Origin of the sequence: Tardiphaga sp. 20_F10_N6_6 (assembly GCF_052076045.1) — a bacterium.
Classification (GTDB): domain Bacteria; phylum Pseudomonadota; class Alphaproteobacteria; order Rhizobiales; family Xanthobacteraceae; genus Tardiphaga; species Tardiphaga robiniae.
Genome location: NZ_CP197239.1, coordinates 1,369,137 through 1,395,817, shown reverse-complemented (window position 1 = coordinate 1,395,817; position 26,681 = coordinate 1,369,137). Strand labels below are relative to the sequence as shown.

The window sequence follows — 26,681 nt, the reverse complement described above, 5'->3', positions numbered from 1 at the left end:
ATGGATATTTTTGATCGTCTCAAATCAGCTGCGGCCGATGACTGGTCCAGCTATGTCGATCATAGTTTCGTCCGACAGCTCGGGGCCGGCACGCTGCCAGAACCCGCGTTTCGCACCTATCTGGTGCAAGACTATCTGTTCTTGATCCAGTTCGCGCGCGCCTATGCGCTGGCGACGTACAAGAGCCGCTCGCTTGACGACATGAAGGCGGCCCAAGGCGGACTTGCGGCCATTCTCGGCGAGATGGAGCTTCACATAAAACTGTGCGGCCGCTGGGGACTGTCGCCCGCCGACATCGAGGCCGCGCCCGAGCTTCAGGCAACGGTGGCCTATACGCGCTTCGTACTGGATTGCGGCGCTGCCGGGGATCTGCTCGATCTGCATGTGGCGCTGGCGCCCTGCGTGATCGGTTATGCCGAGATCGGCAAGAAGCTTGCGCCTGACGGTGCCGATGTGCTCGGCGATCATCCGTATCGCGAATGGATCGGCGAATATGCCGGCGAGACCTATCAGGATATCGCGGTGAAAGCGCGCCGCCATCTCGACGATCTCGCCGCGCGTGCGATGACCGAGCGGCGCTTCACGGAGCTCGCAAAACTGTTCGGCCAGGCGTCGCGGCTGGAAGCTGACTTCTGGCAGATGGGGCTGGACGCGCGCTAGTGCGACGCGCAGCGGTCAGGACAGAGCATGGCACCCGTCAAAGTCGATCCCGCGAATGTGCGCGAGTTCAAGAACGCTGACGCGTTCTATAAATGGCTCGGCAAGAACCACGACAAGGCCGACGAGGTCTGGATCAAGGTTCACAAACTGAAATCTGGCCTTCCATCGATCACGCCGAAGGAGGCGATCGATGTCGTGCTGTGCTGGGGCTGGATCGACGGCATCCGCAAGGGACTGGACGAGGCAAGCTTTCTGCAGCGCTATTCGCCGCGCGGCAAAAAGAGCGTGTGGAGCAAGATCAACGTCGACAACATTGCGCGCCTCGTCGAGGAGGAGCGCATGACCGAGCATGGCCTCGTCCATGTCGAGGCGGCCAAGGCCGATGGTCGCTGGGATCGCGCCTATGGCAGCGGCAAGGACATGGCGATCCCCGCCGATCTGCAGGAAGCGATCGATGCCGAGCCGAAAGCCCGTGCGATGCTGGCCAAGCTCAGCGCCCAGAACCGCTTCTCGCTGGCATTTCGGGTGCACAATATGAAGACTGAAGCCGGCCGCAAGAAGCGGATTGCGGCCTTCGTCGAGATGCTGAAGAAGGGCGAGACGATCTATCCACAGGGGAAGAAGTGAGTCGCGACGGGACGCGGCTCACGCTAGCGATCACTTCCGCTTCGGTCGCCTGATCGCGCGTACCTTGCCGCTGGCTCCGCCGCCGGCGAAGAACTGATCGGCACCATCTGACTCGAGGCCGGAGACGCCACTGCCTGCCGGCAGTGCGAGCTTCTCCAGCGCTTCGCCGGTTTGCGGATCGATGCGCCTGATGTCGCTCTCGTCGTTTTCCCAGGTGCCGTGCCAGAGTTCGCCGTCCACCCAGGTGACGCCGGTGACGAAGCGGTTGCTCTCGATGGTGCGCAGAATCTTTCCAGTGTCGGGATCGATCTGGTGAATCTTGCGCTCGCGATATTGTCCCACCCACAGCGTGCCTTCGGCCCAGGCCATGCCGGAGTCGGCACCGCCGCCGGGCGCAGGGATGGTATTCAGCACGCGGCCGGTCGCCGGATCGATCTTCTGGATACGGTCCTCGGCGATCTGGAACAGATGCTTGCCGTCGAAGGCGGTGCCGGCGTGGGCGGCAACGTCGATGGCACGCACCGTCTTGCCGCTTGCGGGATCGAGTGCGTGGAGTTTGTTTCCGGATGCGAACCAGACTTGCGTGCCGTCATAGGTGACGCCATGCACGCCGTCGACGCCCTCGAAGGGGCCATATTCACGGACGATTTCTGCTGCGGATGTTTTCATGAGTGTTTCCCTCGTGACGATGGCGACGACCCTAATGATCCGGCAGCGGCGGCGGGAGTAACAACATCGTCGCGAGTCCCGGCAGGGATGGCGACATCCAGCGGCGCGCCCGTCCGCGTCCGAACGGTTGTACCTTGTTAGTGGCGGCAAGTTCGTCGAGTGCCCGCTGAACGCTGCGCTGGCTGGTATCGAGCGCGAGCGCCAGTGCAGAGCTCGACCAGGCTTCTCCATCGGCGAGAAGCGCGAGCACTGCGGCGTGTTCTTCCTCGACCGGCCGCGCCAGCACGACGACGTCGCGGGCGCGGCGCAGGACCAGCGCAAAACCGGGCTTGGTCGCGTTCACCTCGGCCAGCGGCGCAAGCAGTTTGCGCAGCCGTCCCATCTCGACGCGGAGCCGCGCGCGATGAGAGTCATCGGCATGTCTGGCGCGGAATGCGCGCGCCAGCAGCGTTTCGCGCGAAACATCCGCAGGCCATGCTTCGCCGAGTGCGCGGGCGAGGGCGAACAGAACGGGCCGGGTGGCCAGCGACAGCTCTGTCTTCTGACAGCGGATGACATGCCGGCACGCATCGATGACGATGGCTTTCGAATTCTGCAGCGCCTCGACATCGTCGAGCAGCAACACGCGTTCGCCGCCGCGTGCGATCAGACGCGCAGCGGGAGCATCGAGAAGTCGGGACGCAGTGTCCACTTCGGCCGTTAGCGCCGGAATGCGGGCAAGCCTGGCGGCACGCTGCGCGTCGGCAATCGCGGTGCGTGACTTTTTCGCCTGCAGGCGGCGCATCGCGATGCCGGCGACGACCAGCGCGTGAGCGGTACGCAAGGCGGGCGGCAGAGGCGCGGGATCGAGCGCGCCGAGCTTTCGCTCAGCTTCGTCGAGACGTCCGATCAGCAGAAGCCGCCTGACGTCGAGATAGCCGCCATAGGCCGCATTCACGTGGTCGCCATGGGCATCGAGCGTCAGCCGCGCGGCGTCGAGCGCCTTGGTGGGCCAGTTCAGATCGCGCGAGACGAGGGCGATCTCGGCCTCGGCGACGATGCACCGCGCACGCGCCACGGGTTCCTTCGCACCGAAGGCGCGCGCGGCCCGTTTCACGAGCTCCTTCGCGCGTGCGAAATCGCCGAGCTGCGCCATTGCGATGCCGCGTAGCGCAAGCGCCGGCGCGTCATCACGCAATGCAACACGCTTCAACGCACCCAGCGGATCACCCGCCGCGAGCGCGTGACCTGCGGCGGTGATCAGGGAGTCCATTCAAATCCCGCCACACTTGTCACTCCCACCCGTCCATTGCCGGATCCTAATCTACCTCATGACGATCAACCGGCAAGTCGTGTCGGGAACGCATGACGATGGACGAAAGTGGAGAGAAGGCCATGACGGCACCGATGAAAACACCACCGATTGTGTCACCGCAGGTATGGGAGGCAGCGCGAACGGACATGCTCGTGAAGGAGAAGGCTGTCATGCGCGCGCGCGACGCGCTCGCTGCCGAGCGCCGGCGGATGCCGTGGATGGAAGTGGATAAGGCCTATGCGTTCGAGGGGCCGGGCGGCACAGCCAGCTTGCTCGACCTGTTCGACGGCCGCCGCCAGTTGATCGTCTACCGCGCCTTCTTCGAGCCCGGCGTGTTCGGCTGGCCTGATCACGCCTGCCGCGGCTGTTCCCTGGGTGCCGATCAGGTCGCCCACCTCGCGCATCTGAATGCCCGTGATACCACGCTCGTCTATGCCTCGCGGGCACCGCAGGCGGACATCGCACGCCTGAAGGCGCGGATGGATTGGGAGATGCCGTGGGTCACGATCACAGACAGTTTCGACGCCGACTTCGGTGTCGACGAGTGGCACGGCCATAACGTGTTCTTCCGCGACGGTGACCGCGTGTTCCGCACCTATTTCATCAACAGCCGCGGCGACGAGGCGATGGGGACCACCTGGAGCTATCTCGACGCGACGCCGCTCGGCCGCCAGGAGGTCTGGGAGGATTCGCCCGAAGGCTACCCTCAGACTCCGACCTACAAATGGTGGAATTGGCACGACAACTATGTCGCCGGCGCCGCACCCGACAAGAAATGGGTCGAAGTCTCGGCCGCCGGCGAGGCGACATTCCGGAAGACCGATGAGTAGCGTCCTCAACGATGTCATGGATCGTGCGAAGGCCTATCGCTGGAAAATGGGTAGTCTTGCGCCGGCTGCCCACTGGCTATGCCTTGCGGCCGCACCGGCCTTCGCATTGATGGCGCTGCTCACGGGTGTGCTCGATGGCAGTTCGCCGGACCTGCTCTGTTCAACGTCGCGTTCATCGCCGTGGAGCGGAATGGTGGTGATGTATGCCCTGATGAGTTTGTTCCATACCGTGCCTTGGCTCAGGCTGATATCCGGCCGATGTCGCCAATCGCGGTGGCGGACGTGACGGTTGTCGCGCGCGTCAGGCGCGCGACAACTTCTCGAACCGCTTGACCAGCCGCTCGCGCTTGAGGCGCGACAGGCGCTGGATCCAGAACATGCCGTTCAGCTGGTCGATCTCGTGCTGGTGGCAAACCGCACGCAGGCCGTCGGACTCTTCGAGCTGCGTATTGCCGTCGAGATCCTGATAGGCGAGTCGGATACGCGCATGACGTTGGATGTCGTCATTCACACCGGGCATCGAGACACTGCCTTCCTGATGCATGATCAGTTCGGGCGAGGCCCATGCGATCTCCGGATTGACGTAGGTGTGGGCGCCATTGACGGGATCGAGATCGAGCACGACCACGCGCAGCAGCACGCCGATATGCGGCGCGGTGATGCCGATGCCGGCGGCGGCATGCATGGTGTCGCGCAGATCGTCAGCGAGCGCGCGCAGCACATCGTCGAACACGGTGACATCAGCGGCCGGCTGCGTGAGGCGCAGGTCGGGATAGCGGACGATAGGGCGGATACTCATTCCGGCAGCCCCGCGGCCTTCAGCGCATCCGCATAGGTCTTCGCCATGGATTCGACGGGGACGGGGATGCGCGCAAAGAAAGCGGAGACCGTTAGCTCCGGTTCGATGGTGAGCAGTTCCTCGACTACCTGCGCGGCGCGTTCGTGCGCGCCGGTTTTCACGAGCGCCACGGCAAGCGCGCGCAGCGCGACGGCGAAGCGGCGGTTCTGCAGCAGCGCCTTGTCCGCCCAAGCGATCGCCTCCGGATAGTTCTCGTCGATGATCGCGGCGATGGCCAGCGCACCGGAGACGAACCAGCCGTGCGGATCGAGCGGGTTCAGGCGACGCGCACGGTCGAGCAGAGCGCTGCCGGCCTGCTGCTGGCCGCGCATGGTCTCGATCCAGCCGGCCAGTGCGAGTGCAGTGGCGGAGTTTGGATTGATCGCGAGCGAGCGGCTGAACAATTCGATGGCCGCGTCCTTCGCCGTCTGTGGCTCGGCGAGATTCCAGATCGCAAACGCGGCCATCCAGAGGATCTGCGGATCGTTCGGCATCCGCTCAATGGCGCGATGCGCCAGTGCCAGGCCTTCGCTGCGATGGGCGTCGTCCGGGCTGATCCAGCCCTGGAAATGTCGCTGCGCATGGCAATAGGCGGCCGCTGCCATCGCGGGCGCGTAAGTCGGGTCGAGCGCCAGCGCCTGATGCAGGCAATCCAGCGCCGCACTCATGCTCGCCGGCGTGAAGTCGTGTTCGAATCCATAGGCGCGTAGCAGCAGGTCATAGGCATCAGGCGCGTTTGGCCGGCTGTGCTTGCGCCGTTCGATTTCGGCGATGCGCAGCGTCGGCTCGATGGTGGCGACGGCTTGTTCGGTGATGCGGTCCTGCAGGTCGAATACATCGCTGCGGTCGCCGTCGAATTTGTCGGCCCAGAGATGCGCACCGGAACGGGCGTCGATCAATTGCGCAATGATGCGAAGCCGCTCGCCGGCGCGGCGGACGCTGCCTTCGAGCACGTAGTTGACGCCGAGGGTGCGGCCGATCTCGCGAATGTCGACCTGCTTGGACTTGTAGGTGAAGGACGAGTTGCGCGCGATCACGAACAGTCCGCTGCAGCGGGACAGCGCGGTGATGATTTCCTCGGCGATACCGTCGCCGAAATAATCCTGCTCGGGATCCGCGCTCATATTGGTGAAGGGCAGCACCGCGATCGACAAACCTGCGGGATCGGCGGTAGCGGGCAGGAGTGCAGTTGCGGGCGTTGTCACCACGGACGGAGAGGGGCTGTCGGTCTGTTCGATGACCTCGCCGACGAAGCGAAACCCCTTCCGCGGTAAAGTGCGGATCAGCCGCTGCTGCTCGCCATTGTCGCCGATGGCCGTGCGGGCCGCGTTGACCCGGCTGCTGAGCGTCGCCTCGGACACGATGCGGCCGTGCCAGACTTCGGCCAGCAGATCGTCACGGCTGACGACCTTGTCCCGCGCGCGGATCAGGAATTCCAGCACATCGAACACCTGCGGCTCCACCGCCACCGTGTCCGTGCCCCGCCGTAGCTCCCGCCGGTCAGTGTCGAGGACGAATTCGTCGAACCGGAACAGCAAGATAGGGGTCCAATACCTGTTGTCGCGCCAAGGCCTTGTGCGCAGGAGCCTCCCCTAGCACACCCCGTCTCAACGATAAATCATGGCCTTCTCAAGAGAAAATCTAAGAATCCTTCAAGCGGATGCCGCCACGCCGCGGCATGGTCCGCATATCGACGGCCTCAACCGTCATTGCCCGGAGGACCTGCACCATGACGAATGACAAGCGCGACACCAGCCACTTCAACCGCCGCAGCCTGCTGGGCGCGGCGCTCATGGGCATCGCCGCGGCCCCGTTCGGCGGCATCGGCTCCGCCGCGGCGCAGGCCGCCAAGGCCGGCAAGCAGCTCCCGGCCATCAAGCGCGGCACGCATACGTCGTTCAAGCCGCTGAAGCAGATCAATGCCGGCGACCTCAGCGTCGCCTATGCCGAGGACGGCCCGGCGAACGGCCCCGTTGTGCTGCTGCTGCACGGCTGGCCCTATGACATCTACAGCTATGTGGATGTCGCGCCGCTGCTGGCCTCGGCCGGCTACCGCGTCATCATCCCGTATCTGCGCGGCTATGGCGGGACGCGCTTCCTCTCCGACGCGACGGTGCGCAATGGCCAGCCGGCAGCGCTCGCCACCGACATCGTCGCGTTCATGGACGCACTGAAGATCGAGAAGGCGGTGGTCGGCGGCTACGACTGGGGTGGCCGCACGGCCGACATTCTGGCTGCGATCTGGCCCGAGCGCGTCAAGGCGCTGGTCGCCGTCAGCGGCTATCTGATCGGCAGCCAGGAGGGCAACCGCATGCCGTTGCCGCCGAAGGCTGAACTGGAATGGTGGTACCAGTTCTACTTCACCACGGAGCGCGGCCGGCTGGGCTATGACAAGTACCGGCACGACTTCGCCAAGCTGATCTGGAAGCTGGCCTCGCCGAAGTGGAATTTCGATGACGCCACCTATGACCGATCAGCCAAGGCGTTCGAGAATCCCGATCACGTCGCCATTACCATCCACAACTATCGCTGGCGGCTCGAACTCGCCCAGGGCGAGGCGAAATATGATGAGCTGGAGAAGCGGCTGGCGCAGGGGCCGGTGATTGCGGTGCCGACCATCACCATGGAAGGCGACGCCAATGGCGCGCCGCATCCCGATCCCAAGGCCTATGCGAAGAAGTTCACCGGCAAGTACGAGCATCGCACGGTGAATGGCGGGATCGGTCACAACCTGCCGCAGGAAGCACCGCGTGAATTCGCCCAGGCCATCATCGACGCCGACGCGATGGCACGCTGAGAGAGAGCCGCGATGCGATGGATTCTTGCAGCGAGCCTCGCAGCAGGCGTGGTGTCATCCGTGGTGGTGGCGGCCTTTGCCGCCAACACGGTCAGTCCCGCCAACCTGTCGCCGATCTATGGCGTCGGGCTTCCCGATGGCTACCGCAAATGGGAGCTGATCGCGCCGGCGCAGGAGGCCGAGCCTCTGAATGAATTACGCGCCGTGGTCGGCAACGACATCGCCGTCAAAGCCTATCGGGACGGCCAGCTCCCGTTTCCCGATGGCACGGTGCTGGTGAAGCTCGCCTGGAAGCACACCCAGTCGCCGGAATTCGAATCTGCCTCGATCCCCGGCGCCGCGACCACGGTTCAGGTCATGGTGAAGGATTCGAAGAAATACCCCGCGTCAGGCGGCTGGGGCTTCGGCCGCTTCATCGACGGCAAGCCGGTGGATCAGGCACAGCACGAAACCTGCTTTGCGTGTCACGAGGCACGCGTGAAGGAGCGGGATTACGTGTTCACGAAGTGGGCGCCGTAAGCGCCCATTTCACGAAACGCCGACCTCGGCCAGAAACGCCGTGAGGAAAGCCTCGGTCCGCGCGTGGCGTTCTTGTGCCATGCGTCGGCCGGTGGCGGTGTTGAAGCCGTCCGCGAGCGTCAGTTTCGCCGGCAGATGGTCGATCGCAAAATTGCGATCGTCAAAGGCGCGACGGCGTGCAGCGGGATCCTCGGGATCGTACAGCAGGGACTGCATCCGCCCGGCGGTGTAGAAGCAGCGCGCGATGCCGATGGCGCCGATAGCATCCAGCCGGTCGGCATCCTGCAGGATCTGCGCCTCGATCGTCTCGGGCGTGATCTTGGCCGAGAAACTATGCGCCGCGATGGCGTGGGCGACACGGTCCAGCCGATCGTTCGTCCAGCCCAGCGGCGCCAGCAGGATCACGGCATGTTCGGCAGCGAGGCGCGAGGCACTGGCGCGGAGCGGTGAGCTCTTCTCGACGGCGACGCAGTCGTGCAGCAGCGTCGCTGCCGCGAGGATCTCGGGATCGCCGCCCTCGGCCTTCTGGATGGCGCGGACATTGGACCAGACACGCGCCAGATGCGCGACGTCATGCGATCCGTCATCGGTCTCGATGTGATGCAGAAGTGAAGAGGCCAGCGTTTCGAACGGAGCGAAGGCGGCAGCGATACCGGTGATCTCAGTCATGGCGTCGTTGTTAGATTGGCCGCCGGGCGTTGCCAAGCGTGTTTTGATGTCATTAGATTCGGATTGCGAACGGGTAGAACTCAGGCGGCAAGGCTGAGTGTGTATGCCGTTTTATCGCCGAAGCAGCATCATGAGGAATTGTGGCCAATAACCCCGTCAACAGCCTTAGCGCCTTGCTTGAGCAGAGCAGCGATAATTTGGCTCTGATCATCGGAAACGGCATCCACCGATACGTAGAATCGAAACGTGTAAATTCCTGGGATCAGCTGCTCGTCGAGATTGCTCAAGAGTGCTCGCCCGGGCTTGTTGAGGTGCCACCTGGCACGACGCTTACAGAATTTTATGATGTGCTGGAGCTCTTGTCTGGGAGTAAGATCGGTGCTCTGCAGGAGCAATTTTGTGCGCTCCTGGACGGTTGGGATGTACTCCCACATCACCGGAAGATCATGAACTGGGCAGTACGACACTGTACTCCAGTGCTCACGACGAACTTCGATCAAGTGTTGAGCGATGCCGTCAATGCACAGTTCTGGCGTCCGCAAAATCCGAAATTTACGAGCTACTACCCGTGGGAGTGTCACTTTAGCCAAACAGCTATCACTGATCCGTGCGCTTCTTTCGGCGTTTGGCACATTAACGGGATGGTAAAATACAAGCGCAGCATTCGCTTGGGACTTAGCCACTATATGGGGTCGGTTCAGCGAGCCCGGACTTGGCTTCATCGCAGCGGCGCCGCCCCTCTCTTTGGAGCAAAGGATCGTCGCATTTGGGCAGGTGCGAATACCTGGATTCATGTTGTATTCAATAAGCCCTTGCTCATCTTTGGTTTGGCTCTTGAAGAAAACGAAGTCTTTCTCGGCTGGCTTCTTATTGAGCGTGCCAAGTACTTCAAGAAGTTTCGCGAGCGCTTTCATCCAGCTTGGTATGTTTACAAAAACGATATGTCTGACGACAGGCAGGCCGGAAAGCTCTTTTTCTTGGAGTCGATGGGAGTCAACTGTATCGCGGTTCAGACGTTCGGAGAGATCTACGACAATACGGGTTGGTCGTCCTGACGTGCCAGCTCAACGCATTTGTAAGGTCGCTCGCACCCGCGGGGAACGACGCCGCTATCGCTTCAGTAGCTCATACACCACGGGATCATCCGCACAGGCCTTGAAGCCGCATTCGAGCAAGGTCGAGGCGACGTTCGCAGCCGTCAGGCCGATCACGAGCCAGACGGCAACATGGGCGATGACGCTGGGCGCCGAGTGAGCAGCGGGGGCCTTCTCGAATTGCCGGTCGAACAGCAGCACCAGCGACAACAGAACGATGGCTGCGATGAAGCCGATCAGTGCCCAGGTGTAATAGTGATAGCCGAACAGCGCGGTGCCGAAGCCGGGATCGCCGGGCGTGATGTGTAGAAGCACCTGCCGCGTCGAGACGATGGCGCCGACCACGGCGGCGAGCAGCGACAGCGCGTAATGGCTGGGACGTGGGCCGAAGCGGATGTTGAGGATCGGACCTATGGCGAGCAGTGCGAACATGATCCGCTGCAGCAGGCATAGCGGGCAGGGCAGCTCGCCCAAAATGAACTGGGCGGCAAAGGCGGCCGCGAGCAGCGCGGCGAGCGCGTAGAGTGCGAGGACGTTGAGGGCGATAGCGCGATGTGAGGTCATGATGGCCTCAGAACGACAGTTTCAGCGCGTCGGTGGCGTGGTGCAGGAAGGTCGCCACGCAGGCAATCAGCACAACGGCGAACAGAGAGAATGCGAGGCTGCGGCTGCCATACCATGCGACGAGCATGGTGATGGCGATCGCCAGGAAAAGTGCGGTGAACTCCATGGTCGCTCCGGCGCTGAATGTGTCCGGTATCTTACGACAGATTCGCTGGCGCCCTGTCGCGTGTCATCTGCGTCAGTCGGCGGTCTCCGCCACGGTCGCACCTGTCTTGCCGGTGTAGTTGGTCACGGCATCCCGAAAGGCATGGACCTCGCTGTTCAGGGCGATCAGCCGTTCCGGCGTCATGCCGGCTGCGGCGAACAACGTCTCGCCAAGGCAGCGGGATTTTTCGCGCAGACCCACGCCTTTGGCAGTGAGGCTGACGACGACCTGCCGCTCATCGTCCGGATTGCGCTTGCGCGCGACGAAGCCGGCCTGTTCGAGCCGCTTCACCAGCGGCGTGACCGTGCTCGATTCCAGCGCCAGCCGGTCGGCGATGCCGCCGACGCTCTGTGCGCCGCCCTCCCACAATGTGCTCAGCACGAGATATTGCGGGTACGTGATCTCGAGCGCGTCGAGCAGCGGCTTGTAGGCGCGGCCGATGGCCATGCTGGCGCTGTAGAGCGAAAAACAGAGCTGGTGATCCAGCGGAATGTCGGCGGGCACCACGGCAACTCTCCTCACGTCGATATCACAATAACGTATATCGCGATAAGTAAATATGGACAAGGCGGCCTGCTCGAGCCAATAAACATATCGCGATATTAGTTATCGTAATATGTAATTTGACCAAGGTTCTTCCGCCAGCCCGGTGGAGAGCGCCCGGTCCAAGCTTCGATGGAGACCAGAATGACCGTCCCACAGGGAACCGCCAGCCTGCCGGCCGTAGCGAGCGGAGACCTCGCACGTTATTACCTCGTCCGCGGCATCGTCGCGGCAGCCTGGGTGGCAGCCGCCTTCACCGTTGGCGTCTCGTCGCCCGGGGCCGCCGCCATCCTGCTGGTCAGTTACCCCGCCTGGGATGCACTTGCGAACTGGTTCGATGCCCAGGGCAGCGGCGGCTTGCTGGCCAATCCCTCGCAGGCGCTGAATGTGGGGGTGAGCCTCATTGCCGCACTGGCCGTGGCCATCGCCTTGCGCACGGGGATGAATGCCGTACTCGCGGTGTTCGGCGTCTGGGCGGCATTGGCGGGCCTCGCGCAACTCGTGACCGGCGTTCGACGCTGGCGCGCATTCGGTGCGCAGTGGGCGATGATCCTGAGCGGCGCGCAGTCGACCGCGGCCGGCCTGTTCTTTGTCAAGCAGGCGGGCGGCGCCACAGTGCCGACAATCGTGGACGTCGCACCCTATGCCGGTTTCGGCGCCTTCTATTTCCTGGTGTCGGCGCTGTGGTTGATCTTCGCGAACCGCGGGCGTACGGCCTGAGATCTGAGGATAAACCGATGATGCCGGCCCCAGCATCATCGGCCGCCTCTGTGGATGATCGCGGATTTGCTGTCAGCCGCTGCTGCCTGATCTGCTAGTCAGGTCAGAACGACGATCACTCCTGGCAGGCACGGCGACATCTCATGGCCATCACCATCTACGGTATCAAGAATTGCGATACGATGAAGAAAGCGCGCGTCTGGCTCGACAGCCATGGCGTCGCCTACAGCTTCCATGACTACAAGGCCGAAGGCATCGACAAGGCGCGGCTGCAGCGCTGGGCCAAGGAGGTCGGCTGGGAGACGCTGCTCAATCGCGCCGGCACCACGTTTCGCAAGCTGGATGACGCTGCCAAGGAAGGTCTGAACGAGAGCAAGGCAATCGCGCTGATGCTCGAGCAGCCCTCGATGATCAAGCGGCCTGTGCTCGATCTTGGCGGCAAGCTTGTGGTTGGCTTCAAGCCGGAGATTTACGCAAAAGACGTAAAATAGCGATCAGTCGATCTCGACGACGTCGCCGGCCGCGAGCCGGTGCGGTGCACGATAGGACAGGCTGCGATCGATCACCGCGCGGAGTTTCGGCACCGGCACGCTGTGATGGCCGCGCATCAGATTTTTGATTTCGAATCCACCGTCCTCGCTGATCGTCTTGAGCGACGCGATGATATGGGTGACGCCATTGCCTGATGAGAACGGCATCAGCATCCGCTCATAGGCGACAACACGACCGTTGACATCGTCGATCATCGAGACGGTGTAAGTCGGCAACTCGCGTGCGATACATTCATGATAGGCCGGCAGCACGACAGGACCGAGGATCGGACCGAGATAATCGTCGAGATAGCGGCCCTTGCCGGTGGTACCATAGGCGCTCGCCATGCGGGTGCCGTTGCTGTCGATGATGAGCCGCGGCGGTGCCGTGCTGTGATTAACAATGTAGTCGACGAGATCAGGACGTTCGTCGTCCATCCGATCCGGGCGATAGTTGGCGATATCGGGCAGGGCCTGTTGCGGCGCATAGAGCCGTAGCCAGCAGTTCAGCAGATCGCGCTGCCGAATGGACTTCACCACGGACGCGTCGGCGCTCTGGAAGTCCACGGCAACGATCCCCCTGATATCGATCGAGGGTAGTATGAGTACAGCAAGCAAATAATCAATGAACGCGGGAAGTCGCCTCGCAATACAATTAACGAGCGATTTTCAAAGCTCCTTGCGGCGCAAACAGATGGTGCGTTCTGCACGGTGGACCGGTCGCAGGCGGACTCTGCTTTCTGCATGCGCAGGGGGCTAACTGCCTACGACTAAGGGCGAAGTCGGTGCGACAGGCAGTCCACCCAATTCTGCCGCATTGCACCTTGCGTTCGCCGTCGCGTTGACGGCATATTCGCGCCACTCGATGTGGCCGCGCGGGGATGACTTTCAGTTTTCCCCGAAATGCGGCTGCGCAAAAAGTTGGCCACTGGCGGAGACACACGCCGGGAAGGTCGATGGGGGAAATTTGCTTGACCGATGAGTTCATTCTCGAAACCAACGGATTGACCAAGGAATTTGCGGGCTTTTTCGCAGTCCGCGATGTCAGTCTCAAAGTTCGCCGCGGCACCATTCACGCATTGATCGGCCCTAACGGGGCCGGCAAGACGACGTGTTTCAATCTGCTGACCAAGTTCATGCAGCCGTCCGCCGGCCAGATTTTCTACAAGGGCAAGGATATCACCGCGACGGCGCCCGCCGACGTGGCGCGCCTTGGCCTCGTACGTTCGTTCCAGATTTCCGCGGTGTTTCCGCATCTGACGGCGCTGGAAAATGTCCGTGTTGCACTGCAGCGCCAGCATGGATCGTCGTTTGACTTCTGGCGGTCCAAGAGCGTGCTGGATCAGTACAATCAACGCGCCGCTGAACTGCTCGACGACGTCGGCCTCAGCGAATTTGCCAATACGCCCGCCGTGGAAATGCCCTATGGCCGCAAGCGGGCATTAGAGATCGCCACTACGCTGGCGCTCGACCCCGAGATGATGCTGCTCGACGAGCCGATGGCCGGCATGGGCCACGAGGACATCGACAAGATCGCAGCGCTGATCAAGCGCATCTCGGCGAAGTATACCATCCTGATGGTCGAACATAACCTCAGCGTCGTGTCCAATCTGTCGGACATCATTACCGTTCTGACTCGCGGAAAGGTTCTTGCGGAAGGCAGCTACGCCGATCTGACCAAGGACGAGCGCGTCAAGGAAGCTTATCTGGGAGCCGGGCATGGCTGAGATCACAATGGCCGCACCGGCAACGACTGCAGCAACTGGCAATCCAATTCTCAGCATCGAGAATCTCGAAGCCTGGTATGGCGAGTCGCACATTCTTCACGGCATCAATTTCAACGTGAAGCCGGGCGAAGTCGTCACGCTGCTCGGCCGCAACGGCGCCGGCAAGACCACGACGCTGAAGTCCATCATGGGCATCATCGGCAAGCGCACCGGCTCGATAAAGTTCGAAGGCAACGAGATCATCAAGACCTCGTCGGACAAGATCGCGAAGCAGGGCATCGCATTCTGTCCGGAAGAACGCGGCATCTTCTCCAGCCTCGACGTGAAAGAGAATCTGATGCTGCCGCCGACGATCCGGCCGGGCGGGTTGTCTCTGGATCAGATCTTCGAGCTGTTTCCAAATCTGAAAGAGCGTCTCAACAGCCAAGGGACAAAACTCTCCGGCGGTGAGCAGCAGATGCTGGCGATCGGGCGCATCCTGCGCACCGGCGCGCGCTTCCTGATGCTGGACGAGCCAACCGAGGGGCTGGCGCCCGTCATCATCCAGCAGATCGGCCACACCATTGCGCGGCTGAAGTCGGAAGGCTTCACCATCCTGTTGGTCGAGCAGAACTTCCGTTTCGCTGCCACGGTAGCGGATCGCTACTACATCGTCGAGCACGGCAAGATCATCGATGGCTTCGCCAATTCCGAGCTCTCGGCGAATATGGACAAGCTGCATACGTATCTCGGCGTCTAATATCGAATAACGGACCGAGCCAACGGTCCGACGATAGACACAACCATCAATACGGGTAGGGAAGCACAGAATGAAAAAAGCCGTTTCGACGTCGCTGCTGGGTTTTGCGCTGATGATGAGCGCAAGCTCGCTTGCGTTCGCCCAGGACAAGACCGCCAAGATCGGCGTGCTGAACGACCAGTCGGGCCTTTATGCCGACGTGACCGGTCCGGGTTCGGTGGTCGCGGCCCAAATGGCCGTCGAGGACTCCGGGCTCCTGGCCAAGGGCTGGAAGATCGACGTCGTGATCGGCGATCACCAGAACAAGCCCGACGTCGGCTCCAACATCGCGCGTCAATGGTTCGACGTCGACAAGGTCGACACCATCGTCGACGTGCCGACGTCGTCGGTCGGCCTTGTGGTCAACAATATCGTCAAGGAAAAGAACGGCGTTTATCTGAATTCGGGATCGGGCACCTCCGATCTCTCCAACGCACAGTGCTCGCCCAACACCATTCACTGGGCTTACGACACCTATCAGCTCGCCAACGGCACCGGCTCCGCCATGGTCAAGAACGGTGGTGACACCTGGTTCTTCCTGACGGCGGATTATGCTTTCGGCACCGCGTTGGAGCGCGATACCACCAACGCTGTCACTGCGAAGGGCGGCAAGATCATCGGCAGCGTCCGGCCGCCGCTCAACACGGCGGACTTTTCGTCGTTCCTGCTGCAGGCGCAGGCGTCCAAGGCCAAGGTGATCGGCCTCGCCAATGCCGGCGGCGACACCATCAACTCGATCAAGCAGGCGTCGGAATTCGGTATCATCAAGGGCGGGCAGAAATTGGCTGGTCTCTTGATGTTCATCACCGACATCCATGCGCTCGGACTTCCGGTCGCCAATGGTCTGAGCTTTACCGAGACGTTCTATTGGGATCTCAACGACGGCACGCGCGGGTTCTCCAAGCGCTTCCAGGCGCGCATGAAGAACAAGAACATGCCGACCACCGTGCAGGCCGGCGTTTATTCGTCCCTGATCCATTACTTCAAGACGCTCGACGCCATGGGCGGCAACCCCCATGACGGCCTGAAGATCATCAATGCGATGAAGGCGACCCCGACCGACGACATCATCTTCGGCAAGGGCACGATTCAGCCGAACGGCCGCAAGCTGCACCCGGCCTATCTGTTCGAGGTCAAGAAGCCCGAGGAGTCGAAGGGACCCTGGGATTACTACAAGCTGGTGGCGACGATCCCTGCCGATCAGGCCTTCACGCCGCTCGACAAGAGTGCTTGTCCGCTTTTGAAGAAGACCTAATTTAGAAGCCCGTCGTCCAAATCATTGAGAGGAAGTCATGAAAAACAAGATTTCGACCGCACTTCTCGGCACGGCGCTTTCGCTGGCCATGGCGGGCGTCGTCATGGCCCAGGACAAGACTGTCAAGATCGGCGCACTCAGCGATCAGTCCGGTCTCTATGCCGATCTCGGCGGCCCGGGCTCGACCTTGGCTGCGCAGATGGCGGCGGAGGATTCCGGTCTGATGGCCAAGGGCTGGAAGATCGACATCATCTCTGGCGATCACCAGAACAAGCCGGATATCGGCTCCAACATCGCGCGGCAGTGGTTCGACGTGGACAAGGTCGACACCATCGTCGACGTGCCGAATTCCGGCGTGGCGCTGGCGGTGAACAACATCGTCAAGGAGAAGAACGGCGTCTACATCAATTCGGGCGCCGCGACATCGGATCTCACCAATGCACAGTGTTCGCCGAACACCGTGCACTGGACCTACGACACCTACATGCTCGCGCATTCGACCGGGCAGGCGATGGTCAAGGCCGGCGGCGACAGTTGGTTCTTCCTCACCGCCGACTACGCCTTCGGTGCCGCGCTGGAGCGCGATACCTCGGAAGTCGTCAAATCCTCGGGCGGCAAGGTGGTCGGCGGCGTCAAGCATCCGCTCAACACCGCGGACTTCTCCTCCTTCCTGCTGCAGGCGCAGTCGTCGAAGGCCAAGGTCATCGGTCTGGCCAATGCCGGCGGCGACACCACCAACTCGATCAAGCAGGCGGCTGAATTCGGCATCGCCAAGGGCGGTCAGAAGCTCGCGGCGTTGCTGCTGTTCATCACCGACGTCAAGGCGATCGGTCTTGAAACCGCACAGGGCCTCAGCTTCACCGAGACTTTCTACTGGGACCTGAACGACAAGACCCGCGACTTCTCCAAGAAGTTCGCAGCGCGCATGAAGAACGGCGCTCCGCCGTCGATGGTGCAGGCGGGCGTGTATGCCGGCCTCATCCACTACTTCAAGGCGCTGGAAGCGCTCGGCAGCAATCCGCATGATGGCGCGAAGATCGTTGCCAAGATGAAGGAATTGCCGACCGACGATCCGCTGTTCGGGCAGGGCAAGATCGAAGCCAATGGCCGCAAGATTCACCCGGGCTATCTGTTCGAAGTGAAGAAGCCGTCGGAATCGAAGGCGCCGTGGGATTTCTACAAGCTTGCCGGTACAGTGCCAGCCGATCAGGCCTTTACACCGATTGAGAAGAGCACTTGTGCGCTGCTGAAGAAATAAGACCGTTGGCCCGGCGGCGCCGCGCTGCCGGGCCAAGACTCTCCTGCGATAAAAGTTGAGAACAACATGTCGATCAATCTACAGGCCCTGTCTGCGCAATTGCTGGTCGGACTCATCAACGGCTCGTTCTATGCGCTGTTAAGTCTCGGCCTCGCCGTGATCTTCGGCATGCTGAACATCATCAATTTCGCCCATGGCGCCGTCTATATGATGGGCGCGTTTGCGGCATACTTCCTGCTCAATCTGGCCGGCATCGGCTACTGGCCGGCGCTGATCCTGGCGCCGCTGGCGGTCGGCCTGTTCGGCATGGTGATGGAACGCACCATGCTGAAATGGATCGCCAATCTCGACCATCTCTATGGCCTGCTGCTGACCTTCGGTCTGGCGCTGATCATCCAGGGCGTGTTCCAGAATTATTTCGGCTCGTCGGGTCTGCCTTACGCGATCCCGGATGCGCTCAAGGGCGGCATGAATCTCGGCTTCATGTTCCTGCCGATCTATCGCGGCTGGGTCGTTATCTTCTCGCTGGTGGTCTGTATCGCGACCTGGTTCCTGATCGAGCGCACGCGGCTCGGCGCTTACCTGCGCGCTGCCACCGAAAACCCGACGCTGGTCCGCGCCTTCGGCATCAACGTGCCGCTGATGATCACGCTGACCTACGGGCTCGGCGTCGGTCTCGCAGCACTCGCCGGTGTGCTGTCGGCGCCGATCAACCAGGTGCGCCCGCTGATGGGCGCGGACTTGATCATCGTCGTGTTCGCAGTCGTCGTGATCGGCGGCATGGGCTCGATCATGGGCTCCATCATCACCGGTTTCGCCCTCGGCATCATCGAGGGTCTGACCAAGTATTTTTACCCCGAGGCCTCCAACACCGTCGTCTTCGTGCTGATGGTGCTGGTGCTCCTTGTGAAACCTTCCGGACTGACGGGACGGGCTGCCTGATATGACAACGATCACTGAAAACGCCATTCCGTCACCCCGCCGCACCGTCAAAGACGAGATGGTTGCCTTTGCGATCATGACCGCACTGTTGCTGGTCGTGCCGCTCACTGGCGTCTATCCGTTCTTCGTGATGCAGGCGCTCTGCTTCGCGCTACTCGCCTGTGCCTTCAACCTTTTGATCGGCTATGGCGGTCTGCTGTCCTTCGGCCACGCGATGTTCCTGGGCACCGCCGGCTACTGCACGGCGCATGCGCTGAAAGTGTGGGGCCTGACGCCCGAACTCGGCATCGTCGTCGGTGTCGTCGCGGCCGCTGCGCTCAGCGTCGTCACCGGCCTGATCGCCATTCGTCGTCAGGGCATCTACTTCGCCATGATCACGCTGGCGCTGTCGCAGCTCCTGTACTTCGTTTATCTGCAGACGCCGTTCACCCATGGTGAAGACGGTATCCAGGGCATTCCGCAGGGCACACTGTTCGGCCTGTTCAATCTCTCGAAGCCGATCACGCTGTATTACGTGGTCCTGGCCGGCTTCACGCTGGGCTTCCTGATCATCTACCGCGCCATCAACTCGCCATTCGGCGAGGTGCTCAAGGCGATCCGTGAGAACGAGCCGCGTGCGGTGTCGCTGGGCTACAAGACCGATCAATACAAGCTGTTGGCCTATATCCTGTCCGGCACGCTGGCCGGTTTCGCCGGCGCGCTGAAGGTGTTTGTGGCGCAGAACGCCTCGCTCACCGACGTGCACTGGAGCATGTCCGGTGAAATCGTGCTGATCACGCTGGTCGGCGGCCTCGGCACGCTGTTCGGGCCGGTGGTGGGCGCCTTCGTCATCATCGCCATGCAGCAATATCTCGCCGGCTTCGGCCAGTGGGTGACGGTGATCCAAGGCGTGATCTTTGTGGTCTGCGTGCTGACCTTCCGCCGCGGCGTCATTGGCGAAATCGCGCATTACTTCAAGCGGTCGCTGTAGTTCGCCGTTGTCCTACTTCTCCGATCCGGAGGCGGTGGCACGCTATGCAGAAGGCCCGGTGCGGCAAGTGCCGGGCTTCCTTGGGCTGCAGCAGATGGCGGGTATTCTCCTTGCGGAACGAGCGCCGGACGACGCCCATGTGCTCGTGCTTGGCGCGGGCGGCGGACTGGAGCTGAAAGCATTCGCGGCGACGCGGCCTGGATGGCGTTTTTGCGGCGTCGATCCATCGGCCGAGATGCTGGGACTGGCCAAGCGCATGCTCGGTCCGCTTGCATCGCGCGTCGATCTCCATGAAGGCTATATCGACGGCGCGCCCGAGGGGCCGTTCGATGCGGCGACCTGCATCCTGACCCTGCATTTCATCCCGGAGGAGGAGCGTCGACGCACGCTGGCCGAGGTGCACCGGCGGCTCAAGCCGGGTGCTCCCTTCGTCGTCGCCCACCACAGCTTTCCCCAGCACGACGGAGAAAAGGCCAGATGGTTGTCCCGTTACGCAGCTTTTGCGGCGGCATCCGGCGTACCGGCCGCCAATGCGGAGAATGCGATCTCGGCGATCGGCGAACGCTTGCCGCTGCTGTCGCCGGAGCAGGACGAAGCCCTGCTGCGGGACGCGGGCTTCACCGACATCGCCCTTTTCTATGCCGGGTTCACGTTCCGGGGCTGGGTCGCCTACAGGGCGTAGCTGTCGAGGGGGCTGCGGTCGACTTTCCGCCGCAGCGTGAATGGCGAAATCGCGCATTACTTCAAGCGGTCGCTCTAAATCCAGGCACTGCCTTAGGAAAAGCAGGCTGTCATAAAGCGGTGGATGATCGGGCCTAAAAGGTGTGCGATTGCCCGTCTTGGCCGGAAATGCTTTATGACATCCGTGTGACACAGGGCCGCCCGGCGGTGGCCCCGCGGGACCATGTCCGCCATCTGGCGGTCCGGTCGCTGCGTTTTCCTGACAGTTGGATGAGATGATGCTGCGCTGGTTCCGGTCCTTTCTGCCCCGGGAGGAAAGGTTTTTCGACCTGTTCGCCCGCCATTCAGTGACCGTGGTCGAGGGCTCCAAGGCGCTTGCGGGGATGCTGGAAGGCGGCGACGAGACGCCGGTCTACTGTCAGCGCGTCAACCAGTTCGAGAACGACGCCGACGCCATCACCCGCGAGGTGCTGACCGCCGTTCGCCGCACTTTCATCACGCCGTTCGATCGCGTCGACATCAAGAACCTCATCACGGCGATGGATGATTCCATCGACCAGATGCAGCAGACGGCGAAAGCGGTGATGCTGTTCGAGGTGCGCCAGTTCGAGCCGCCGATGCGCGAAATCGGCACGCTGCTGGTGGAGTGTGCCAACCTTGTCGGTCGCGCCGTGCCGCTGATGAGCGCCATCGGCGATAATGTCGGCCTGCTCACCGCGATCACCGAGGAAGTCGGCAAGCTCGAAGGCCGCGTCGACGATCTGCATGACATCGGGCTCAAGGAGCTGTTTCTCAAGCATCGTGACGCCAACACCATGGATTTCGTGGTCGGCGCCGAGATCTACAAGCACCTTGAAAAGGTGGCCGACCGCTTCGACGACGTCGCGAACGAGATCAACAGCATCGTCATCGAACAAGTATAAGGCAGGGCCATCAGGTGGACGCCACGCTCGCCTTTCCGGTGCTGATCGGCCTCATCGCCATCGCATTGCTGTTCGACTTTCTCAACGGCTTGCATGACGCTGCCAATTCGATCGCGACGATCGTCTCGACGCGCGTGCTGCGGCCGCAATATGCGGTGCTGTGGGCCGCATTCTTCAACTTCATCGCCTTCCTGGTGTTCGGTCTGCATGTCGCCAACACCATCGGCACCGGGATCATCGAGCCCAGCGTCATCGATCCCGCGGTGATCTTCGCAGCACTCATGGGTGCCATCGTCTGGAACGTGATCACCTGGGGCCTCGGCATTCCCTCGAGCTCGTCGCATGCGCTGATCGGTGGCTTGCTCGGGGCAGGTGTTGCCAAGGCAGGTCTCTCGGCAGCCTTGTGGACCGGGCTGTCCAAGGCGCTGCTGGCCATTGTGCTGTCGCCGCTGGTGGGCTTCCTGCTGGCGCTGGTGCTGGTGGCTATCGTGTCATGGGCCTCGGTGCGCTCGACGCCTTTTGCCGTGGACCGCGCCTTCCGCATTCTACAATTCGTCTCGGCCTCGCTCTATTCGCTCGGCCATGGCGGCAATGATGCGCAGAAGACCATGGGCATCATCGCAGTGCTGCTGTATTCGCAGGGCCATCTCGGCACGGAATTCTCGGTGCCGTTCTGGGTCGTGCTGTCATGTCAGGCGGCGATGGCGCTGGGCACGCTGATGGGCGGCTGGCGCATCGTCCGCACCATGGGCCTGCGCATCACCAAACTCACGCCGATGCAGGGCTTCTGCGCGGAGACCGGTGGTGCAGCGACGCTGTTCGCGGCGACGTTCCTCGGCGTTCCCGTCTCGACCACGCACACCATCACCGGTGCGATCGTCGGCGTTGGCGCAGCCCGTCGCGTATCAGCGGTGCGCTGGAACGTGGCGAGTTCGATCGTCTATGCCTGGGTGATCACGATCCCGGCCGCGGCGATCGTCGCCGCCGCGACTTACTGGATCGTGAAGCTGCTGCATCTGAGCTTTATCTGACGCAGGTCACGACACCAGCTTCAGTCCCGCAATGCCCGCCACGATCAGCCCGATACAGGTGATCCGCGCTACGGTGGCCGGGTCGCCGAACAAGTACATGCCCAGCGCCGCGGTGCCGACCGCGCCGATGCCGGTCCACACCGCATAGGCGGTTCCCATCGGCAGTTCCTTGAGGGCGAGGGCGAGCATGCCGACGGACGCAGTCATGCTGATGAGGGTGAGGACGGAGGGGATGAGGCGGGTGAAGCCTTCGGTATATTTGAGCCCGACGGCCCAGCCGACTTCAAGCAGACCCGCAACGAACAACAATAGCCAAGCCATGGGATGACCCCTGTAAACAGGCAGGGCCGTCCCTGCGGATGATGATGATTTGGAGGTCGTCCTCGCAGGGGTTATATGGGACCCACGCAGCCGGATCGCAACGCGGCCGATGGTCGCCACTTCGGCCAGTTTCCCGCCCAAAATCCCTTGATTGCGCCCGTTTTCCCTGCCACAGGCACGTTTATGTCCGATATCGCCCTTTCCGCCGACTCAGCCGCGCGTTCCCCGCTTGCCACTGAGGTCGCCCGCCGCCGCACTTTCGCGATCATCTCGCATCCTGACGCCGGCAAGACCACGCTGACCGAAAAGCTGCTGCTGTTCGGTGGCGCCATCAACCTGGCGGGCCAGGTCAAGGCCAAGGGCGAGCGCCGCAACACGCGTTCCGACTGGATGAAGATCGAGCGCGATCGCGGCATCTCCGTCGTCACTTCGGTGATGACCTTCGAATTCCAGGGCCACGTCTTCAACCTCCTGGATACGCCGGGCCATGAAGACTTCTCGGAAGACACCTATCGCACGCTGACCGCGGTCGACAGCGCGGTGATGGTGATCGATGCCGCGAAGGGCATCGAGGCGCGGACGCTGAAGCTGATCGAGGTTTGTCGTCTCCGCGACATCCCGATCATCACCTTCGTCAACAAGATGGACCGCGAGAGCCGCGATGTGTTCGATCTGCTGGACGAGATCGAGAAGACGCTGGCGCTCGACACCACGCCGATCAACTGGCCGGTCGGCCGCGGCCGCGATTTCATGGGCACCTATGACATCGAGACTGGCGGCATCCGCCTGTTAGAGGGCGGCGGCGCCAAGACGGGTGCCGCCGAGAAGATCGAGATTGCCGATCTGGCCGGCCGCAACCCCAATCTCGATGCCAGCGAGGTCGCCGACGAACTCGAACTGGTGAAGGAAGCCTCCAAGCCGTTCGACCTGCAGTCGTTCCGCGAGGGTCATATGACGCCAGTCTATTTCGGCAGTGCGCTGCGCAATTTCGGCGTCGGCGATCTGCTCGAAGGTCTCGGCCGTTTTGCGCCATCGCCGCGCGCGCAGGAATCTAATTTGCGTAAGGTCGAGGCCGACGAGCCCCGGATGTCGGCCTTCGTGTTCAAGATCCAGGCGAACATGGATCCCAACCACCGCGACCGTATCGCCTTTGCGCGGCTGTGCTCGGGCAAACTGACAAGGGGCATGAAGGCCAAGCTGGTGCGCACCGGCAAGAACATGTCGCTGTCGTCGCCGCAATTCTTCTTCGCGCAGGACCGCGCCATTGCGGACGAAGCCTATGCCGGCGACGTGGTCGGTATTCCCAATCACGGCACGCTGCGGATCGGCGACACGCTGACCGATGGCGAGGATATCACCTTCATCGGCGTGCCCAGCTTCGCGCCGGAAATCGTGCGCCGCGTACGCCTCGGCGATGCGATGAAGGCGAAGAAGCTGAAAGAGGCTTTGCAGCAGATGTCGGAAGAGGGCGTCGTGCAGGTGTTTCGCCCACGCGACGGCGCGCCGGCTTTGGTCGGCGTCGTCGGCCCGCTGCAGCTCGACGTGCTGAAGGCGCGGCTCGACGCTGAGTATCAGTTGCCGGTGAGTTTCGAAGTCTCGGAATTCTCGCTGGCGCGCTGGATCTCGTCGGACGACAAGAAGAAGCTCGAGACCTTCATGTCCAACAACAATTCCGGCGTCGCGGATGACGTCGACGGCGATCCGGTGTTCCTGGCGAAGAATGACTTCTATCTCAACTACACCAAGGAACGGGCGGAGGGGATCGTGTTCTCTGATATCAAGGACGTGAAGAAGCAGGGGTAAGGCGACGCGTTGGACGTCGGCCTTTCGTAGGCCGACGCAGCTGCCTCCCGACAGAGTCAGGACGATCCGCCGGGTCGCTCCGGCGGATCTCAACCTGCTAGCGGTACGCAATACATGAACCGCTTGAGAAGACCGTATCGCTGAATTCTTAAAGAAAGATTCCTGACCGCGAAGCGTGTCCGCAACTATCGTCAGTCAAGGCAACAGAGAACCGGCCGCTGCCCCTACATAGTTAAGTCGCGGAATGGATATGAAGTTTGTGCGGCCTTCAGGCCACAGCCTCAGGTGCCGGATTCCACGATCCTCTTGATATTCGCCAGACCCAACTCCGCTTCTTCATCGATCCGCTGAACCACTTCCGGCGTCGGCGCCTTCGGCCGCGCAGGATTACGCACAGTCCGCGTGAATTTCGTCCCGCCATCCACGACGTCGCAGACATACTGCACCACGATTGGGCCGGTGACGCTCATATGCGTCAGGCCGATCCACAGACGCGGGCGTTCGCAGGCGATCACAAGCCAGTCCAGCGCGACCGGGCCCGACCGCGTCGACCAGTGTTCGTGAAAAGTGTCGCCGAAACGCATCGGGCGATCCTCGCAGTCGATGTCGTGCGAGGAGGGCAGCCATTGCGGCCATGATTTGGGATTGGTGACGTAGTCGAACACGGCTTCGGGCGCAGCCGCGATCACGATGGAGTGGCTGCGCTCGAACGGATGCGTCGGTGTCTTGGGTGTGGTCATGGCTGGCAGTTCCTCCGCGGTCTGTTCGCGCAGTTGTGAACGGTCTTGTTCTTGATGAATGCGCAACGGCGCTGCGTATTGTGTGGAGGCTTTGTCGGGGAAGATGGGTACGCGGGTCAAGCCCGTGTATGACGTATGAGTTGGGCGGTAGACTCTCCCCACGTCTTGGCTGTGCAAAGCGCGAAGCGCGGCTTCGCGAGATGACCTGGCCATCCATCTTCCCTTGTGAGCCGGGCGGCTGACGATGTATTCGCGGCCTTTGACGTCGGGCGTGACGAACCCGGTTCCCGTCAATCGACTCGCATTTGAGGCATTTCCGGTCAAATTTGATAGTGTTCTCTGGCTACGAGGTACCAGTGCCCAAGCCGTGCGTCACGACGACCTGGGCCTATTGGAAAGTTTGAGCGAGATGAATGGGGTCATCGTCAGAACTACGCTCCAACTGATAACGCCGGGAATATTGTTTGTCTTCGGAGCTGCCTTCGTCTGCGCGTGGCTCGTCGAGAAGAAGCGCAACTACCTGCTCTTACTGGCCAGCGCGTGCGTCCTGTTTGCCCTCGGTGCGATGTCGCAGATTTTGAGTTGGCCGCCCGGCGCGGGGCCCAATGCCATCGTCTCGGGCGCGCTCTACACGTCGGCGGTTATCGCCGCCGTGGAGGGCATCCTGGTGCGTTCGGGGAAGGGGCTCGGTCCGGTCATCGATATGGCGATCCTTGCCGGCTTCGTTCTTCTGCTCGCCTATTTCTTTTATATCGATCGCAGTCTCATCGCCCGGGTCTACATCCAGAATTTCGGCTACGGCCTCCTGATGCTGATCGCAGCGGGGCGGCTCACCGCATTGGCGCGCGGGCCGTATGTCGATCGGGCTCTGTTCTGGGTGCTGTTGCTGTTTGGTTTGCATTTTTTTCCGCGAACCCTGCTCACGGTCGGATTTTCCGCGCCGGTCGACAGAACCGCGTTCAGCAATTCAACGTTCTGGCAGGCACTCCAGCTTTCGCTCGCCGTGCTTGGCGCCGGTCTGGCGCTGGCCATCCTCGCCGCGGCGGTGTCCGACATGATCGACGATCTCCGTCGCGAACGCGATCTCGATCTGTTGACCGGCATCCTGAACCGGCGCGGCTTTCAAGAACGGGTATCCGCCCATCTGCGCAAACACGGACCGAGCCGTGCTGCGCTCGCTCTGTGCGACATCGACAACTTCAAGAGCATCAATGACACCCTCGGTCATGACGTCGGAGACGATGTCCTTGGGGAGGTGGGGCGCATGCTGCGCAACGCGTCGCGCAAACGCGACATCGTCGGGCGGCTGGGCGGCGAGGAATTTGCGGTGTTCCTCCCGGATACGGACGAACAGGAAGCGGTTGATTATGCCGAACGGTTGAGGATCGCGATCGAGCAGAACAGCTTTGCCGTCCCGGGTGGAGCGAGGCAGGTCACTGCGAGCTTCGGCGTGGGGACGTTGCAGCCGGGAGATAGCTGGCCGAGCCTGTACAAGCGGGTCGATGGGCGACTTTACGAAGCGAAGCGGACCGGCCGCAACCGCACAATTTCCCGCACGCTAAGCGCCTCTGCCGACGCGCCAGTCGCTGGATCCGGATACGCGCTTCCGCAGCTGCAGAGCCAGGACGGCGCCCGGCTCTGACGTCGAATTCGGTTTCGCAAAGATGGGTGCGCGAGTCATCCAGCTTTGCGT

General features: G+C 62.1%; 31 protein-coding genes. 20 read left to right on the top strand and 11 right to left on the bottom strand.

Annotated elements, in window-relative coordinates; genetic code table 11:
* Both AB7813_RS06675 and AB7813_RS06670 read left to right on the top strand, forming a co-directional pair.
* Nucleotides 1-660, top strand: coding sequence for a TenA family protein (locus AB7813_RS06675; RefSeq protein WP_439083331.1), 660 nt, complete (start codon nt 1-3; stop codon nt 658-660).
* A gap of 27 nt (nt 661-687) precedes the next feature.
* On the top strand, nt 688-1,287 hold the full coding sequence (locus AB7813_RS06670; protein ID WP_439083332.1) for a YdeI/OmpD-associated family protein: 600 nt from the start codon (nt 688-690) through the stop codon (nt 1,285-1,287).
* A gap of 30 nt (nt 1,288-1,317) precedes the next feature.
* Here AB7813_RS06670 and AB7813_RS06665 read toward each other — a convergent pair whose 3' ends face one another.
* Both AB7813_RS06665 and AB7813_RS06660 read right to left on the bottom strand, forming a co-directional pair.
* Entirely contained in the window at nt 1,318-1,956 is a 639-nt protein-coding gene (locus tag AB7813_RS06665; protein ID WP_439083333.1) for a Vgb family protein, read from the bottom strand.
* 31 nt (nt 1,957-1,987) lie between these two features.
* Nucleotides 1,988-3,208, bottom strand: coding sequence for a helix-turn-helix domain-containing protein (locus AB7813_RS06660; protein WP_175366194.1), 1,221 nt, complete (start codon nt 3,206-3,208; stop codon nt 1,988-1,990).
* A gap of 122 nt (nt 3,209-3,330) precedes the next feature.
* Between AB7813_RS06660 and AB7813_RS06655 the strand changes: the two genes are divergently transcribed.
* Both AB7813_RS06655 and AB7813_RS06650 read left to right on the top strand, forming a co-directional pair.
* Nucleotides 3,331-4,080: a DUF899 domain-containing protein gene (locus AB7813_RS06655; RefSeq protein ID WP_246297412.1), complete on the top strand. Its 750-nt coding sequence runs from the start codon at nt 3,331-3,333 to the stop codon at nt 4,078-4,080.
* Entirely contained in the window at nt 4,073-4,366 is a 294-nt protein-coding gene (locus tag AB7813_RS06650; RefSeq protein ID WP_439083334.1) for a hypothetical protein, read from the top strand. The genes AB7813_RS06655 and AB7813_RS06650 overlap by 8 nt, the downstream gene beginning before the upstream one ends.
* Nucleotides 4,367-4,381: 15 nt before the next feature.
* Here the strand turns inward: AB7813_RS06650 and AB7813_RS06645 are convergent, their stop codons facing one another.
* Both AB7813_RS06645 and AB7813_RS06640 read right to left on the bottom strand, forming a co-directional pair.
* Complete coding sequence (locus AB7813_RS06645; protein WP_439083335.1) at nt 4,382-4,879, bottom strand: peptide deformylase; 498 nt, start codon at nt 4,877-4,879, stop codon at nt 4,382-4,384.
* Entirely contained in the window at nt 4,876-6,456 is a 1,581-nt protein-coding gene (locus AB7813_RS06640) for a winged helix-turn-helix domain-containing protein (RefSeq protein WP_439083336.1), read from the bottom strand. The genes AB7813_RS06645 and AB7813_RS06640 overlap by 4 nt, the downstream gene beginning before the upstream one ends.
* Before the next feature lie 254 nt (nt 6,457-6,710).
* Between AB7813_RS06640 and AB7813_RS06635 the strand changes: the two genes are divergently transcribed.
* Both AB7813_RS06635 and AB7813_RS06630 read left to right on the top strand, forming a co-directional pair.
* Nucleotides 6,711-7,715: an alpha/beta fold hydrolase gene (locus tag AB7813_RS06635; protein ID WP_439064641.1), complete on the top strand. Its 1,005-nt coding sequence runs from the start codon at nt 6,711-6,713 to the stop codon at nt 7,713-7,715.
* Between the two features lie 12 nt (nt 7,716-7,727).
* Entirely contained in the window at nt 7,728-8,234 is a 507-nt protein-coding gene (locus AB7813_RS06630; protein ID WP_439064095.1) for a cytochrome P460 family protein, read from the top strand.
* 9 nt (nt 8,235-8,243) lie between these two features.
* Here the strand turns inward: AB7813_RS06630 and AB7813_RS06625 are convergent, their stop codons facing one another.
* Nucleotides 8,244-8,903 (bottom strand): HD domain-containing protein, encoded by a 660-nt coding sequence (locus AB7813_RS06625; protein WP_439083337.1) that lies wholly within the window; start codon nt 8,901-8,903, stop codon nt 8,244-8,246.
* 140 nt (nt 8,904-9,043) lie between these two features.
* Between AB7813_RS06625 and AB7813_RS06620 the strand changes: the two genes are divergently transcribed.
* Entirely contained in the window at nt 9,044-9,958 is a 915-nt protein-coding gene (locus tag AB7813_RS06620; protein ID WP_439064093.1) for a hypothetical protein, read from the top strand.
* Between the two features lie 54 nt (nt 9,959-10,012).
* On the opposite strand, the gene AB7813_RS06615 is transcribed toward AB7813_RS06620, so the two are convergent.
* From AB7813_RS06615 to AB7813_RS06605, 3 genes are all read right to left on the bottom strand, one after another.
* Nucleotides 10,013-10,561, bottom strand: a complete 549-nt coding sequence (locus AB7813_RS06615) for a disulfide bond formation protein B (RefSeq protein ID WP_439064092.1) — start codon at nt 10,559-10,561, stop codon at nt 10,013-10,015.
* Between the two features lie 7 nt (nt 10,562-10,568).
* Entirely contained in the window at nt 10,569-10,727 is a 159-nt protein-coding gene (locus AB7813_RS06610) for a DUF5993 family protein (protein ID WP_175366187.1), read from the bottom strand.
* Between the two features lie 72 nt (nt 10,728-10,799).
* On the bottom strand, nt 10,800-11,213 hold the full coding sequence (locus AB7813_RS06605; RefSeq protein WP_089264628.1) for a MarR family winged helix-turn-helix transcriptional regulator: 414 nt from the start codon (nt 11,211-11,213) through the stop codon (nt 10,800-10,802).
* A 240-nt stretch (nt 11,214-11,453) separates the two neighbouring features.
* Here AB7813_RS06605 and AB7813_RS06600 point away from each other — a divergent pair, with 240 nt between their 5' ends.
* Together AB7813_RS06600 and AB7813_RS06595 are read left to right on the top strand one after the other, a co-directional pair.
* Nucleotides 11,454-12,029: a DUF308 domain-containing protein gene (locus AB7813_RS06600; RefSeq protein WP_439064091.1), complete on the top strand. Its 576-nt coding sequence runs from the start codon at nt 11,454-11,456 to the stop codon at nt 12,027-12,029.
* A gap of 143 nt (nt 12,030-12,172) precedes the next feature.
* Nucleotides 12,173-12,520, top strand: a complete 348-nt coding sequence (locus AB7813_RS06595; protein ID WP_120292243.1) for an ArsC family reductase — start codon at nt 12,173-12,175, stop codon at nt 12,518-12,520.
* A 3-nt stretch (nt 12,521-12,523) separates the two neighbouring features.
* Here AB7813_RS06595 and AB7813_RS06590 read toward each other — a convergent pair whose 3' ends face one another.
* Nucleotides 12,524-13,126, bottom strand: a complete 603-nt coding sequence (locus AB7813_RS06590) for a hypothetical protein (protein ID WP_120292245.1) — start codon at nt 13,124-13,126, stop codon at nt 12,524-12,526.
* A 404-nt stretch (nt 13,127-13,530) separates the two neighbouring features.
* Between AB7813_RS06590 and AB7813_RS06585 the strand changes: the two genes are divergently transcribed.
* The 9 genes from AB7813_RS06585 to AB7813_RS06545 all read left to right on the top strand — a co-directional run bounded on the left by AB7813_RS06585 (nt 13,531) and on the right by AB7813_RS06545 (nt 22,124).
* Complete coding sequence (locus tag AB7813_RS06585) at nt 13,531-14,286, top strand: ABC transporter ATP-binding protein (RefSeq protein WP_089263895.1); 756 nt, start codon at nt 13,531-13,533, stop codon at nt 14,284-14,286.
* Nucleotides 14,279-15,025 carry an ABC transporter ATP-binding protein gene (locus AB7813_RS06580; protein WP_089263896.1) on the top strand — a complete coding sequence of 249 codons (747 nt, stop codon included), beginning with the start codon at nt 14,279-14,281 and terminating at the stop codon, nt 15,023-15,025. Before AB7813_RS06585 ends, AB7813_RS06580 begins: the two co-directional genes overlap by 8 nt.
* Before the next feature lie 70 nt (nt 15,026-15,095).
* The gene (locus AB7813_RS06575) at nt 15,096-16,319 is read left to right on the top strand and encodes an ABC transporter substrate-binding protein (RefSeq protein ID WP_439083339.1); all 1,224 of its coding nucleotides are present in this window, start codon (nt 15,096-15,098) and stop codon (nt 16,317-16,319) included.
* Nucleotides 16,320-16,356: 37 nt separating this feature from the next.
* Nucleotides 16,357-17,577, top strand: coding sequence for an ABC transporter substrate-binding protein (locus AB7813_RS06570; protein WP_089263898.1), 1,221 nt, complete (start codon nt 16,357-16,359; stop codon nt 17,575-17,577).
* A gap of 66 nt (nt 17,578-17,643) precedes the next feature.
* Nucleotides 17,644-18,519, top strand: a complete 876-nt coding sequence (locus AB7813_RS06565; protein ID WP_089263899.1) for a branched-chain amino acid ABC transporter permease — start codon at nt 17,644-17,646, stop codon at nt 18,517-18,519.
* Between the two features lies 1 nt (nt 18,520).
* On the top strand, nt 18,521-19,489 hold the full coding sequence (locus AB7813_RS06560; RefSeq protein WP_439072054.1) for a branched-chain amino acid ABC transporter permease: 969 nt from the start codon (nt 18,521-18,523) through the stop codon (nt 19,487-19,489).
* A gap of 7 nt (nt 19,490-19,496) precedes the next feature.
* On the top strand, nt 19,497-20,171 hold the full coding sequence (locus AB7813_RS06555) for a class I SAM-dependent methyltransferase (RefSeq protein WP_439064087.1): 675 nt from the start codon (nt 19,497-19,499) through the stop codon (nt 20,169-20,171).
* Between the two features lie 277 nt (nt 20,172-20,448).
* The gene (locus tag AB7813_RS06550; protein WP_089264630.1) at nt 20,449-21,093 is read left to right on the top strand and encodes a DUF47 domain-containing protein; all 645 of its coding nucleotides are present in this window, start codon (nt 20,449-20,451) and stop codon (nt 21,091-21,093) included.
* 14 nt (nt 21,094-21,107) lie between these two features.
* A complete protein-coding gene (locus AB7813_RS06545; RefSeq protein WP_175366181.1) occupies nt 21,108-22,124 on the top strand; it encodes an inorganic phosphate transporter in 1,017 nt (338 codons plus the stop codon).
* A gap of 6 nt (nt 22,125-22,130) precedes the next feature.
* Here AB7813_RS06545 and sugE read toward each other — a convergent pair whose 3' ends face one another.
* Nucleotides 22,131-22,445: a quaternary ammonium compound efflux SMR transporter SugE gene (gene sugE, locus AB7813_RS06540; protein WP_439064086.1), complete on the bottom strand. Its 315-nt coding sequence runs from the start codon at nt 22,443-22,445 to the stop codon at nt 22,131-22,133.
* Between the two features lie 183 nt (nt 22,446-22,628).
* Here sugE and AB7813_RS06535 point away from each other — a divergent pair, with 183 nt between their 5' ends.
* Complete coding sequence (locus AB7813_RS06535; RefSeq protein WP_439083340.1) at nt 22,629-24,248, top strand: peptide chain release factor 3; 1,620 nt, start codon at nt 22,629-22,631, stop codon at nt 24,246-24,248.
* A 281-nt stretch (nt 24,249-24,529) separates the two neighbouring features.
* On the opposite strand, the gene AB7813_RS06530 is transcribed toward AB7813_RS06535, so the two are convergent.
* Complete coding sequence (locus AB7813_RS06530; protein WP_439083341.1) at nt 24,530-24,988, bottom strand: SRPBCC family protein; 459 nt, start codon at nt 24,986-24,988, stop codon at nt 24,530-24,532.
* 271 nt (nt 24,989-25,259) lie between these two features.
* On the opposite strand from AB7813_RS06530, the gene AB7813_RS06525 reads away from it, so the two are divergent.
* On the top strand, nt 25,260-26,630 hold the full coding sequence (locus tag AB7813_RS06525; RefSeq protein ID WP_439088853.1) for a GGDEF domain-containing protein: 1,371 nt from the start codon (nt 25,260-25,262) through the stop codon (nt 26,628-26,630).
* The last annotated feature ends 51 nt before the right edge of the window (nt 26,631-26,681 follow it).